Here is a 13,140-nt window from a genome sequence, read left to right as displayed (position 1 = left end):
GATCACAATGGTTATCCGAATTAGGGTATCAGAGAAATTGAGAATTAAGAATTACAAATTAAGCATTTTTCATGTTCCCCGACATCCTAAATCCTGACTTCTGATTTCTACTCATGACTTATTTTCTCCTCAAAACTCTGAACTCCTAGCGATGATGCTTTTAACCAGTTTAATATTAGAGGATTAACTATTTCTGGGGCTTCATCTTGGGGACAATGTCCTAAACCTTCTAATTCGACAAAATCTTCCACACAAGGATAATTTGCCAACTTTCTGCCCAATTCGATAGATTCCCAAGGGTCTTCAGTACCCCAAAAAAAAGTAATAGGACATGGTAGAATCGGCAATAAGTCTTCTGGAATCGGCCCTGATGAATAGCCTGTAAATGCTACAAATACATCCACTGCTCCTTTATCTTGAGAGGGTTTGTAGATAATTTCGATCAATTCATCGGTAATAGCCTCTTGTTTTTGATAGGCTTGGGTGAGAATTTTTCTGATTACTTTGGGTTTTGCTATTTGATTATAAAAGTAAGATGCGATCGCTCTATTGGTTAAAATTTTTTGCATTACTGTTGCCCCTAAATTACGATACCAAGGAAGAGTCAATCGTTTACGTTCATTTAACAATCGAAGAGAACAATTAAAAGCCGCAATTTTTGTTACTAAATCAGGATAATCAACGGCAGTTTGCATAGTGACAACACAACCAATGGAGTTACCTACCAATATAACAGGGGTTTTTACTACCTCCCGACAAAAATCTCCCACCTGTTTTGCCCAGGTTTCAAAAGTATAAGATAAGGGTTGATTTGGTAAAGGTTTATCAGAAGCACCAAAACCCAATAAATCAATGGCATAACAACGATAATTTTCTCCTATAACTTTAAGATTATGGCGCCAATGACCACTATTTGCTCCAAAGCCATGAATAAAAACTACAGAAGCCCCTTTTTCTCCACACTGTTGATAAGCGATATTAAATCCCTGCCATTGCCATTGTTGATAGTTATTCATCGAAAGATAATTTATCCGAAATTTGACCAATATAATAATTGTAAATATAACTAACTTGAATTCAGTTTCAGATTTAAGGATTAAGGGCTAGAGTGTTAAGGGATTTGAGAGAAGGGCGGATGAGAGGAAGAAACTTATTCTTAAATGACTAATTGCTTTTTGCTCACACTCCCCAGTAAACTAAAGTCCAGACTCGTTTATAACTCTCAAGTAAAATATCTCCGTGAATATACCTAATACCATTACTGCTATACGTATTGTTTTAGTGTTTCCCCTCATTTATTTTTTATATCAACCATCTATAAGTTTTCAGTGGTTAGCCTTTTCTGTTTTTATCGTGGCGGCTTTAACGGATTGGTTAGATGGTTATTTAGCTCGGAAATTAAATCAAATCACCGCCTTGGGAAAATTTTTAGATCCTCTTACGGATAAAATTTTGATTATTGCTCCCTTATTGATTTTAATTGAGCGTCAGCAATTGAGGGCATGGGCTGTTTTTATTATTATCATTAGAGAAATTGTTATTGCTGGATGGAGAGTTAATCCTCAACTTAGTTCTAATAATGATATTTCAGGGGCAAATATTTGGGGTAAACTGAAAACTGTAACTCAAATAGGTGCGATCGCACTTTTAATTATTCCTGTTCCTCAATTAACCAATATAGGTTTAATCTTATTTTGGATAGCCTTAGTTTTAACAGTTATTTCAGGTAGTATTTATTTAGGATTCCCTTCTTTTAGTTCGGGGAAAATAAAGGGTCAATAATAGTTCTGATGTTTTAATTTATCTTGTAAACAAATTAATGGAAAGAGTTGCCGTTATAGGATTAGATATAGGTTTAAGAAGAGTGGGAGTGGCAGGTTGTGATGGTTTAGGATTAATAGCCACGGAATTAACTACTGTTAATCGTCGTAGTTTTAAAGAAGATGTAGAAACATTTCGGAGAATTATTGAAGAAAGACAAGCCAATTTATTAGTAGCTGGTATTCCCTACACCATGAAAGGAGAAATTGGATTTCAGGCAAAGCAAGTAATTAAATATGCTAAAAGATTAAGTAACGCTCTTGAGCTACCATTAGAATTTGTAGATGAAAGACTCACTTCCCTAGAAGCAGAAGAGCAACTAAAAAGTAGCAAAAAATATTCTTCCCGTCAAAAAGGCTTAATTGATAAACGTGCGGCGGCGATTATTCTTCAACAATGGTTAGATATACGCAGATCTCAAGGTAATTAAATTGATTATGCTTAAACTTTACCGTATTTTTACTAAATTGTCTTAAAAATCCACAAAATTACAGAAAATAAATCGAAAAAAATTGAACAAATGATTATTGATAAGTTAGAATCAAAACCAAAATATAACAGGTTCGATCTTGAATACCAATTTAAAATATACTAATCAAACAACCAAAATATAAATGTAAGGCTCATCTAATTACTTACAAAATTAATCAAAGTAAATTAGGTTTAACCAAGTTGAGTATGATTGACAGGAAATTTTATGTTATACCTCCTCTTAGATGGATGTTTTGTCTGTGATGTTTAACTAACCTTGCATTCTTACCTAAAATTCTTCAACTGGATAATTCCTCAACTGGATACTTAGTGGATGAGTGAAATTAATTTTATGTTTAGGTTGTGAGAGGGATGGGCAATAGGGAATGGAGAGAATGTTTATTAATTTTAAAATCAACAATCTTTTTTGCCTAATTACTTATTTTTATCTTTAATTTTAGATCATCTGACTCCAACTTGTTTTAGGTAGCAATATTAATATAAACCTAGAAAAGAAGAGACATTAATGATACTTAAGTGATTGTTAAAACTTTTTTAAGTAAATTTATATACTTAATTCTGAGCTGAAAAATGTCAGATTTCAAAATAGTAAAAAATTATATTTTCGTCAAAACTTTAGTTTTAAGGAGGACAAAGCCATAAATACTTCCACTTCCAATTTAACCAATGAATCTCTCAAGACAACAGAGCAAATAGCCTTAGAAATAACTGGCAGAAAACCTTTGCAAGGAGAAGTCAAAATTAGCGGTGCTAAAAATTCTGCCCTTGCTATTATGGCTGGGACATTACTTTGTGAGGATGAATGTCGCTTAAACAATATGCCTTGCTTAGTAGATGTTAATACAATGGGTCAAGTATTGTCATCTTTAGGAGTCAAAATAGAGAAAAAAGGTACAACATGGGATTTCGACTGTCGTGATATAAAGGCGGTAAAAGCACCCTATGATTTAGTTTCCCAACTGAGGGCTAGTTTTTTCGTAATCGGACCTATCTTAACTCGCTTAGGGGTTGCTCAAGTACCCTTACCGGGAGGTTGTGCCATTGGTTCTCGTCCTGTAGATCTTCATGTTAGGGGTTTACAAGCCATGGGAGCTCATGTCACTATCGAACATGGAGTTGTTAATGCGTCTGTTAAGGGAGGGCGCTTAAAAGGGACAAAGATTTTCCTCGATTATCCCAGTGTTGGAGCGACTGAAACCATCATTATGGCGGCAACCCTAGCTGAAGGTGAAACTATTATTGAAAATGCGGCGAAAGAACCAGAAATAGTGGATTTAGCTAATTTCTGTAATAGTATGGGGGCAAAAATCAGAGGAGCGGGAACAGATTCTATCGTCATTGAAGGAGTCGATCGCCTCCACACAACCGACTATCATATCATACCCGATCGCATCGAAGCAGGAACATTCTTGGTGGCAGGAGCAATCACCCATTCTGAAATCCTCGTAACTTCCGTTAATCCTGAACATTTGATCCCCGTCATTTCCAAATTAGAAGAAATTGGCTGTCAGATTAAGCAAGAAAGTGCAACGGTTTTACGCACTATCCCCGGAGAGTTAAAAGCCAGTGATATTGAAACCTTACCTCATCCCGGATTCCCTACGGATATGCAGGCACAATTTATGGCACTACTCACCATTAGTGAGGGCAATAGTCTTGTAACAGAAACCGTTTTTGAAAATCGTCTTCGTCATGTTGCAGAATTACAGAGAATGGGGGCTAATATAAAAGTAAAAGGTAATTCGGCTCTAGTTAGTGGTGTGTCTCGTCTTTCGGGTGCACCAGTAATGGCAACAGACCTCAGAGCGTCCGCCGCCCTTGTCTTAGCAGGTTTAGCCGCCGATGGTAAAACCATCGTACAAGGTTTACAACACCTCGATCGAGGCTACGAAAATTTAGAGCAGAAATTCCAAAACTTGGGTGCTTCTATTCGCAGAATCTCCTATACAAGTTAATGATGATCAATTAAATCATCTCTATTACCCAATCCCCACCCTTAACTCCCTGAATAATAACTTTTACATTGTGTGAGGACAAAATATGGCAGTACAATTACAACAGGCGATCGCGGTCGGAACGTATATACTAAGACAAAAACTACAGGGGAAAAAACGCTTTCCTCTTGTCTTAATGTTAGAACCCTTATTTCGGTGTAATCTAGCTTGTCCGGGTTGTGGCAAAATTCAACATCCCCTAGAAATATTAAAACAATACTTAAGCCCAGAAGATTGTTTTCGAGCAGTCGAAGAATGTGGTGCTCCTATTGTCTCCATTCCGGGAGGAGAACCTTTATTACATCCTCAAATAGCCGAAATTGTCCAAGGTTTAGTCGAACGTCGCAAGTTTGTTTATCTTTGTACGAATGGAATCTTACTAGAGGAAAAACTTTCTTTATTTGAACCTTCTCCCTACTTAACTTTTAGCGTCCATCTTGACGGCTTAAAAGAGACCCATGATAAATGTGTTAACAGAGAGGGAGTTTTTGACACCGCAGTCAAAGCCATTAAGACAGCCAAAGCCCAAGGTTTTAGAGTATCAACCAATACGACAGTATTTGAAGGTACTGATCCCCAACAAATGCAGGAGTTTTTCGATTTTCTTGAAAGTCTTAACACCGATGGCATGATGATTTCTCCGGGTTACAGTTACGAATGGGCACCAGATCAAGAACACTTTTTAAAAAGAGAACAAACTAAAGCCCTTTTTAGACAAATTCTTAGTCCTTGGAAAAACGGTAAAAAACGTTGGAACTTCAACCATAATCCCCTCTTTCTCGATTTTCTCATGGGAGAAAAAGACTACGATTGCACTCCGTGGGGAAGTCCTAGTTATAGTGTATTAGGTTGGCAAAAACCATGTTATTTAATGAATGAAGGCTACTATCAAACTTTCCAAGAATTATTAGATAACACTAACTGGGAAAACTACGGACATAAAAGTGGCAATCCTAAATGTGCTGATTGTATGGTACATTGTGGCTATGAGCCTACCGCCGCTATGGATGCCCTCAATATGGAAAATACTGGTAGGGCAATTACCAGTCTATTTAGGTAAATTAATTCTAGGGGATTAGGGGTTTAGGGAATTGGGGTTTAGGGGTTTTAAAGAGAAACTAATTCTTAAAGTGCATCATCGTTACTAATTACTAATTGTTTGTTACCTTTGCCCCTTGCCCTTTGTCCTTTGCCCCTTACCCTTTACTTTTTTAACGAGCACCCTTTTAACTAAATAGATTTTTATTCTTATGAGTACAGTGTTACTTGTCGAAGACAGTATCCCGACAAGAAAAATGATTGCCGAAATATTAACCAAACAAGGTTTTAACGTAGAGGTAGCTACTGACGGGATTCAAGCCTTAGAGGTATTACCTAATCTTCGTCCTGATTTGGTCATATTAGATATTATCATGCCTAAAATGAACGGTTATGAAGTGTGTCGTAAAATAAAATCAGATCCCCAAACTAAAGATGTTCCCGTAATTATTTGCTCATCTAAAGGAGAAGATTTCGATCGCTATTGGGGTATAAAACAAGGAGCAGATGCTTACATAGCCAAACCTTTCAGAGAAAAAGAATTAATTGCTACTATTAAACAATTTTTAAAAAGATAAAGTTACAATGGGGGTATAAGACGAGGTATGATCAATTGCTCTCTTTACTCATAAGCAAAATTACAGCCTAATTCAAAAAAAATTTAGCGTTGATATTTGCCTAAAAATAAGAATTAATAATTGTTTGTTTTCCTAAAAATTTTCTTAGTTTTAATAGTTATATAATGACTATCGTAAAACTAATGCTCATATTCTATTATTTGATGATAATGGGATTATTAAAAATCAAAAGTAGCATCAAAAAAAATGGCAGAGAATCAATACTATCCAGAAGTAGTAAATAACAATGTTCCTCTAGGGGCGGAACAAACAGTTGAGCAGGTAGAAGCCCCAGAAGGTGAACTACATCTTCGCTTTGTACTGCCCTCTGGAGACGAGTTTGCCCTTTCCGCCGTAGGAATTAGGGAAGTAATGCAACAAGAATCTGAGCGAATTACTGCCGTGCCTAATGCTTCTCCTTTACTCTTAGGAACAATTAATCTTCGAGGTGAAATAATTTGGGTTGCAGATTTAGGTCAATTTTTGGGGTATCCTAATATCTTGAATACTGACAGAACGGAAATTCCCGTAATTGCAGTAGAAGAACAGGAAACTATTTTGGGATTAGCTGTTGATAAATTGGGAGCAATGGAATGGATTGATGTAGATACGTTGCAACTGCCACAAAATTTACCAGATCATATTGCTCCTTACATACAAGGGGAATGGATTGATGATAAAAATAAACGAATCAGATTACTTGATCAAATTGCTATTTTACGTTCCGCTCGTTGGGTAGCATAGAAATGAATAATCGATTTAACATTTAACATCAAATCAAGGAAATAGCAGAAGAAAAAGAGGGCAAAATGGTATCAGAAACCGATTATCAAGAAAGATTTAAACAAGCTCGTACCGCTTATTTAGAAGGAGATCTAGCAGAAGCGTCCTTAATTACTGATGGTATTATGGATGATTATCCAGATGATCCTAGTGCATTTCTACTGAAAGGTCATATTCACCTACGACAACAAGAATATGATTTAGCTCAAGTTAATTATCAAAAAGTCTTGGACTTAACAGATCATCAAGATTTGGTGACATTAGCTAAACAAGGATTAGCAGAAATAGAAGAAGATAGCGAAGATCAATCTTTGTATCCCCCAGAGGTAGAAGAGCCAGATTTTGATGATGAAGTGGAAGAAATCGGTGACGATGATGATGATAATTGGACAAGTAGTATTCAATTTGACAGTATTGATTGGGATATAGATGATTTAGAAGAAGAAGAAATAGAAGACCCCACTCTACAGCAAAATTCTCCCTTTGATCAAAGTTTTTCTAAAAATTCCAGTAATCCCTCCCCTACATTGGGTAAAAGCGAAAAACGTGCGGGGCAAAAATCAGGGGAAGATGATGAACAAGATGAAGATGATACCGCCGCTAATTTTATAGACTCCTCTTTAGATGAGCCTGATTTTGACGATGGTCTAAATTTAGATAGTGCATCCAATGACTTGTTGAGCTTTGATTTTGATAATGCGGACATAGATTATAGTCAATTTGAAAGTGATTCTAATGATGACGACCTCAATCAAGATGAAATGCAAGATACAGGGGCGCCCACTTTTGTGGTGTCTAGTGAAGATGAACCCGAATTGAGCGATTTAGAACAAATGTTGACGGGGGAGACAGGCTTCCTTAATGATTTAGATGATGACTTAGGAGATTACAGTTCCCAGTTAGAACCTTTAACTGCCGGTAGAACTTCGACAAATACGGGGTTAAATTTGGAGGATGAGAATATGCCTCTTGTACCCGAAGGAGAAGAAGATTTGTTTTTTGCTCCTGATGAGTTAGATGATATTCCTGACATCGACGCTGATGAGTTGCCTGTTTCTAGTATTTTCACAAAGGATAATAAATCAGATCAGGTTTTCCCCAACATCATAGAAACAGATGAGAATGTTTTTGATAGTGATTTTGATAATGAGATTACGGGGAGTTTTTCTTTTGACACAGATAAAATTAATTTAGATTTAGAAGAAGATATAAGTGTTTCTTCGTCTTTAGGGGATATTTCTGGCATATCTTCCTCTATTGCCATTAATCCAGAAGTAGAAGTTCCCCAAGGAAAACTTGCCAAATATTATAATTTTTCCCTATTCACTAAACAATTAGTACATGGTGGTGTTACAGGGGTTATCACTTTTGTGATAGTCTTGATGGTTAGTTTATTTCAGGGGGGAGTTAGGAATATAGACAATACAACTGTAACTACTACTGAATCGGGTGGTGAAACAACACAACAGACTCAAGAAACAAAGGAAACTCAAAAAATACCATTACCTTTTTCTCGGACATTGTTGTTAAGTTTAATCGCTGGTATTAGTGGGGGAGCTTGTACCATAGCAATGGGTTATTTGATGACTAACCATATTAAACGCTATACTAATGACTTGCAAAATCACTTTGAATCCATTTATCAGGGTGATTATGAGGTCAAAGCAACGGTTTATTCTCAAGACGAATTTGGTACTTTGGCCGCAGGTTTTAATCAGATGACGAAAATGATTTATACCACTACGACGGAGGCGAGAAAGAGGGCTGAAGAGACAGAAAGGGCAAGAGAAGATCTACAAAGGCAGGTTATTCGTCTTCTTGATGATGTGGAAGGAGCTTCTAGGGGTGATTTAACGGTACAAGCGGAGGTAACAGCAGACGTATTAGGGGCGGTAGCAGATGCTTTCAACGTGACTATTACTAACTTGCGGAAAATCGTTAAACAAGTACAACAGGCGGCGGTACAAGTGAACAAAGCGAGTACTGATAGTGAGGTGTTTGCTCGAAATCAATCGAGTGATGCGTTGCGAATGGCGGAAGAATTGGCGGTTACTTTAAATTCTGTTCAGATGATGACAGATTCAATTCAGAGGGTGGCAGAAAACGCAAGAGAAGCCGAAGAGGTGGCTCGTTCCTCTAGCGTTACGGCTTTAAAGGGTGGTGATGCGGTAGAAAGAACTGTTGCCGGTATTTTGCAGATTAGGGAAACAGTGTCAGAAACAACCCGTAAGGTAAAAAGATTGGCGGAGGCATCTCAACAAATTTCAACGATTGTTGCTGTAATCTCACAGATTTCTTCTCGTACTAACCTATTAGCTTTAAATGCTTCGATTCAGGCGGCAAGGGCAGGAGAGGCAGGAAGAGGATTTGCGATCGTTGCTGATGAAGTACGACAGTTAGCAGATAGGTCTGCAAAATCATTGCAAGAAATTGAACAAATTGTATTACAAATTCAAACAGAAACTGGTTCAGTTATGACAGCGATGGAAGAAGGTATTCAACAGGTAAGAGATGTAACCGAGAGGTCAGAACAGGCAAAACGAGCATTGGAAGATATTATTCAAGTATCTAATCGTATTGATGCCTTGGTGCGATCGATTACAGCAGATACTGATGAGCAGAGAGAAAATTCCAGAGGAGTAGCAAAAGTAATGCAGGCGGTAGAATTAACAGCTCAAGCAACTTCTCAAGAATCTCAGAGGGTGGCTGGTTCTCTGCAAAATTTGGTTGGCATTGCTAAAGATTTGATTTCTTCTGTAGAACGTTTTAGAGTTGATGATTAAATGATGATTTGGAGGTTGAGGAAAAAGTGAGGTAAAGTTGAAAAAATAATTATTTCAATGGTCAAGAGATTTTAGTGAAATTTATATATGAATAAACTATTAGACCGTTTGTTATCAGGTTTATTTCTGATGGGGCAAATTATTGTTCATATTTTGCAGGGCAAAATTTATCGCAATAATACTATGGAACAAATGGCATTTGTAGGCCCTGCTTCTTTAAGTATTGCTTTAATTACGGCAGTCTTTGTGGGCATGGTTTTTACGATTCAAGTGGCAAGGGAGTTTATTTATTTTGGGGCAACTAGCGCCGTTGGAGGAGTTCTTGCGATCGCACTTACAAGAGAATTAGCACCGGTTTTAACTGCTGTTGTTTTAGCGGGGAGAGTCGGAAGTGCTTTTGCCGCAGAAATTGGCACGATGAAAGTAACAGAACAAATAGACGCTCTGCAAATCCTTAAAACTGATCCAGTTGACTACTTGGTAACACCTAGGGTAATGGCTTGTTGCCTAATGTTACCGATTTTAACCATTATTTCTCTATTTATGGGCATGATGGGAGGGCTACTTATCGCCGATTCTCTTTACGATATTTCCAATACAGTTTTTTTGGATTCAATACGTAATTTTTTGAAACCATGGGACTTAATCGCTTCTATGCTTAAATCCTTAGTTTTTGGCATTATTATTGCAGTTATTGGCTGTAATTGGGGTTTAACCACCACTGGAGGGGCAAAAGGCGTTGGACAATCAACTACTGCGGCGGTGGTAATTTCTTTAATCACTATTTTTATTACTAATTTTATTTTGTCATGGCTAATGTTTCAGGGAACTGGTAGTGCTGTTATCGATTAAACTTTTTCCCAATCCGCTACCATAACTAAGAAAATTTATCCAGAACTAAATCTATTTACTGTTTTTGTCAAAATCTATTAATTGTAACTCCGAACTCAAGTGTTTTGCGTAAATAAGAGAGAATACAATACAAAATTCTACTACTTGAGATTAGAAAATAGTCTCTTATTTGAGTTGGCAATTTAAAAAAAAAGTGTTATAATTAATAGATGTGTCATCTTGGAGAGGTGGCCGAGCGGTTGAAGGCGCAGCACTGGAAATGCTGTTTGGGGGTAACTTCAACGAGGGTTCGAATCCCTCCCTCTCCGTTCAAAAAGGAATAAGCAAATATTTTTTGCTTAAATTATATTTTTGTTACTGGTCATGGTTTTGTATCTGCACCAGTATTTTTTTTGTTATTTTTAATTTTATGTTATGTTAAGGGAGTACGAGTGGGCGAAGTTGCCATAGATTTTTCTCCCCTATCTACGTTTGAAAGTACTTTTTAACTTTTGACAGTCAAATTTTATTGATTATGATTCTCAACGCCTTATTTTTCAATATTTTTTTCTCAAACTCTAGTTACATTTGTGATGAAAATTTATCGTTGATTGAACTGAATAAATGGCTATAAAAATCCACAGTAAATTTTATTTTTAATTATAAAATTGTTGGCTGTGAAAATCTGCATATCTTCCTTTTAGGGTGATTAACTCTTCATGAGTTCCTGATTCTACTATTTTACCTTTATCTAAAACTAAGATACGAGTTGCTTGTCTGACAGTAGCGAGACGATGAGCAATAACAAAAACCGTGCGCTCAGTCATAATTCTTTCTAGTGCCTGTTGTACTAAAACTTCTGATTCTGAATCTAGGGCGGATGTCGCTTCATCGAGAATTAATATTTTTGGTTCACAATAAATAGCCCGTGCGATCGCAATTCGCTGTCTTTGCCCTCCTGAAAGGCTCACACCTCTTTCTCCTACATAGCTATAGTAACCCTGACTTAAATCAGAGATAAATTCATGAGCATTGGCTATTTTTGCGGCTTTTTCCACTGCTTGTATATCAAAATTTTTTTCTCCAAAAGCGATATTTTCTGCTATAGTTCCTGAAAATAAATTTGTTTCTTGAGGCACAATCCCAATTTGTTTTCTCAGACTTTTTAAAGTGACATTTTTGATATTAATATTATCAATTAAAATTTCTCCTTCTGTAACGTCGTAAAAGCGGGGGAGTAAATTAACTAAAGTGCTTTTTCCTGCTCCTGATGACCCTACAAGGGCAATTATTTCTCCTTTCTTCGCTATTAAATTGATTTTTTCTAATACTTTTTGTTCATCATTATAAGTAAAAGAAACATCTTTATATTCTACTAATCCTTGAATATTCTTAAGCGCGATCGCATCTTTTTTTTCAGTGACTAAAGGAGGAATATTTAACAACTCAAAAACTCTTTCAACAGAAGCCTCTCCCTGCTTAAATTCATTATAATTATTCGTAGTAATAGAAATAGGATCAATTAGTAAAGCAACAGCAGTAATATAACTAATAAAATCCGCCCCAGTAAGATTATTAAGATAAATTTGCCATCCTCCTAAAAATAGAAGAAAAATAATACTCATTGCTTCTAAAAATCCAACTACCACAAACTGTAAGGCTTTAGTTTTTTCGGCGGCGAATCTTGCTCTCCTATTATTTTCTGCTTCTAAAACAAAGCGATTAATTTCGTATTCTTCCGCAGTAAATGCTTGAACTAATCTAATACCTGAAAAAACTTCAGTAATCAATGCAGATAAATTAGAAACTTTATTTTGGCTTTTTCTTGTTAAATTTAATAGCTTATTCCCAAACCAAGTTACTAAAAATGCCATCAATGGAGCAACAATAAAAGTAGCAATAGTTAACTGCCAATTAACATAAACCATATAGCCTAAAACGACAATTAATTGTAGAATACTTGGTATAAATTGGTGAAATATTTTATTAATAACTTCTCCGATGCGATCGACATCTTCTGTTAAACGATAGGCTAAATCCCCTGTTTTTGCTACTTGAAAATAGTTTAAACTTAGGGTTTGTAAATGACTATAAACTAATCTGCGTAAATCAAGGGTAATTTTTAGAGCCGCTTTTGCCATAAAAGTATCTTGCCCATATTGGGCGAAACCTCGCAATAAAAAAACAACTGCGGCAACCCCCGCCAAAGAAATTATCGAAGTTAAATCTCCTTTACCCACATAACCGCCAATACGCCCTGCTAACCATGCTAAGATAGGCCAAAATATAGTAAAAAAAATTGTGCATCCCATAGCAATGGAAATGGTTTTTCCTTCTTTACGAATATAAGGAATAAGTAATTTATAACTAGATTGAGAAAACAAGATTAGATATAGATAAATTAATATATTGACTGTTATGCAGTTTAGCGGAAAAAGGTAACAATCCCAATATCTACTCAGTTAGACAATGAAAGAAAAGGTTAAGGGGCAAAGGTAATTAAAAATAAGGAGAGCTTCAACTAAGTAATGTTAATCTTTGATTTATTAACGAATCGATCATTCCATTTACTCTAAATTTTGCAAATAGTCCCATTGTTAAATCCACCATTTCTTTTGATTTTGATACTACTTTTGTTTTTCTATGAAAGCGAGCAAACCAATGACGATTATCCGAATTATTTCTTTCTATGGCTACAGTTTCCCTTTTTGTCATCACATGATCAGCATCTGGATGTTGAGATAACGGTACTTTGAGAAATTTTTGTACAAAAATAGCCTA

General features: G+C 36.2%; 10 protein-coding genes, 1 tRNA gene and 1 pseudogene. 9 read left to right on the top strand and 3 right to left on the bottom strand.

Translation table 11 applies throughout. The annotated features are described in order from the left end of the window. Window positions 1-107: 107 nt before the first annotated feature. On the bottom strand, window positions 108-1,016 hold the full coding sequence (locus Dongsha4_RS13575; RefSeq protein WP_330202889.1) for an alpha/beta fold hydrolase: 909 nt from the start codon (window positions 1,014-1,016) through the stop codon (window positions 108-110). A 223-nt stretch (window positions 1,017-1,239) separates the two neighbouring features. On the opposite strand from Dongsha4_RS13575, the gene pgsA reads away from it, so the two are divergent. From pgsA to Dongsha4_RS13530, 9 genes are all read left to right on the top strand, one after another. After that, complete coding sequence (gene pgsA, locus Dongsha4_RS13570) at window positions 1,240-1,782, top strand: CDP-diacylglycerol--glycerol-3-phosphate 3-phosphatidyltransferase (protein WP_330202888.1); 543 nt, start codon at window positions 1,240-1,242, stop codon at window positions 1,780-1,782. Window positions 1,783-1,819: 37 nt separating this feature from the next. Continuing rightward, complete coding sequence (gene ruvX / locus Dongsha4_RS13565) at window positions 1,820-2,251, top strand: Holliday junction resolvase RuvX (protein ID WP_330202887.1); 432 nt, start codon at window positions 1,820-1,822, stop codon at window positions 2,249-2,251. 700 nt (window positions 2,252-2,951) lie between these two features. Continuing rightward, window positions 2,952-4,268: a UDP-N-acetylglucosamine 1-carboxyvinyltransferase gene (gene murA, locus Dongsha4_RS13560; RefSeq protein ID WP_425590800.1), complete on the top strand. Its 1,317-nt coding sequence runs from the start codon at window positions 2,952-2,954 to the stop codon at window positions 4,266-4,268. An 85-nt stretch (window positions 4,269-4,353) separates the two neighbouring features. After that, window positions 4,354-5,367 carry an adenosyl-hopene transferase HpnH gene (gene hpnH / locus Dongsha4_RS13555; protein ID WP_330202886.1) on the top strand — a complete coding sequence of 338 codons (1,014 nt, stop codon included), beginning with the start codon at window positions 4,354-4,356 and terminating at the stop codon, window positions 5,365-5,367. A gap of 190 nt (window positions 5,368-5,557) precedes the next feature. Beyond that, complete coding sequence (locus Dongsha4_RS13550; protein ID WP_330202885.1) at window positions 5,558-5,923, top strand: response regulator transcription factor; 366 nt, start codon at window positions 5,558-5,560, stop codon at window positions 5,921-5,923. Between the two features lie 246 nt (window positions 5,924-6,169). Continuing rightward, on the top strand, window positions 6,170-6,706 hold the full coding sequence (locus tag Dongsha4_RS13545; protein WP_330202884.1) for a chemotaxis protein CheW: 537 nt from the start codon (window positions 6,170-6,172) through the stop codon (window positions 6,704-6,706). 65 nt (window positions 6,707-6,771) lie between these two features. Next, on the top strand, window positions 6,772-9,528 hold the full coding sequence (locus Dongsha4_RS13540) for a methyl-accepting chemotaxis protein (RefSeq protein WP_330202883.1): 2,757 nt from the start codon (window positions 6,772-6,774) through the stop codon (window positions 9,526-9,528). A gap of 87 nt (window positions 9,529-9,615) precedes the next feature. Continuing rightward, entirely contained in the window at window positions 9,616-10,380 is a 765-nt protein-coding gene (locus Dongsha4_RS13535) for an MlaE family lipid ABC transporter permease subunit (RefSeq protein ID WP_330202882.1), read from the top strand. Window positions 10,381-10,601: 221 nt separating this feature from the next. Continuing rightward, window positions 10,602-10,688 (top strand) — tRNA-Ser (locus Dongsha4_RS13530). A gap of 327 nt (window positions 10,689-11,015) precedes the next feature. Here Dongsha4_RS13530 and Dongsha4_RS13525 read toward each other — a convergent pair. Then, window positions 11,016-12,743, bottom strand: a complete 1,728-nt coding sequence (locus Dongsha4_RS13525) for an ABC transporter ATP-binding protein (protein ID WP_330202881.1) — start codon at window positions 12,741-12,743, stop codon at window positions 11,016-11,018. Between the two features lie 133 nt (window positions 12,744-12,876). Continuing rightward, window positions 12,877-13,104 (bottom strand): annotated as a pseudogene (locus tag Dongsha4_RS13520) (IS1 family transposase); the annotation flags it as partial. Window positions 13,105-13,140 lie beyond the last annotated feature (36 nt).

Source organism: Cyanobacterium sp. Dongsha4 (genome assembly GCF_036345015.1).
Taxonomy (GTDB): domain Bacteria; phylum Cyanobacteriota; class Cyanobacteriia; order Cyanobacteriales; family Cyanobacteriaceae; genus PCC-10605.
Note: the sequence above shows the minus strand (reverse complement) of the source record. Positions and strands in the feature narration are given on the sequence as shown.

Excerpts from the sequence above, each read along its gene's own strand:
- ruvX (WP_330202887.1), top strand. The coding sequence starts at position 1,820 with ATGGAAAGAGTTGCCGTTATAGGATTAGATATAGGTTTAAGAAGAGTG.
- Dongsha4_RS13550 (WP_330202885.1), top strand. The coding sequence starts at position 5,558 with ATGAGTACAGTGTTACTTGTCGAAGACAGTATCCCGACAAGAAAAATG.
- Dongsha4_RS13540 (WP_330202883.1), top strand. The coding sequence starts at position 6,772 with ATGGTATCAGAAACCGATTATCAAGAAAGATTTAAACAAGCTCGTACC.
- Dongsha4_RS13545 (WP_330202884.1), top strand. The coding sequence starts at position 6,170 with ATGGCAGAGAATCAATACTATCCAGAAGTAGTAAATAACAATGTTCCT.
- Dongsha4_RS13535 (WP_330202882.1), top strand. The coding sequence starts at position 9,616 with ATGAATAAACTATTAGACCGTTTGTTATCAGGTTTATTTCTGATGGGG.
- Dongsha4_RS13575 (WP_330202889.1), bottom strand. The coding sequence starts at position 1,016 with ATGAATAACTATCAACAATGGCAATGGCAGGGATTTAATATCGCTTAT.
- hpnH (WP_330202886.1), top strand. The coding sequence starts at position 4,354 with ATGGCAGTACAATTACAACAGGCGATCGCGGTCGGAACGTATATACTA.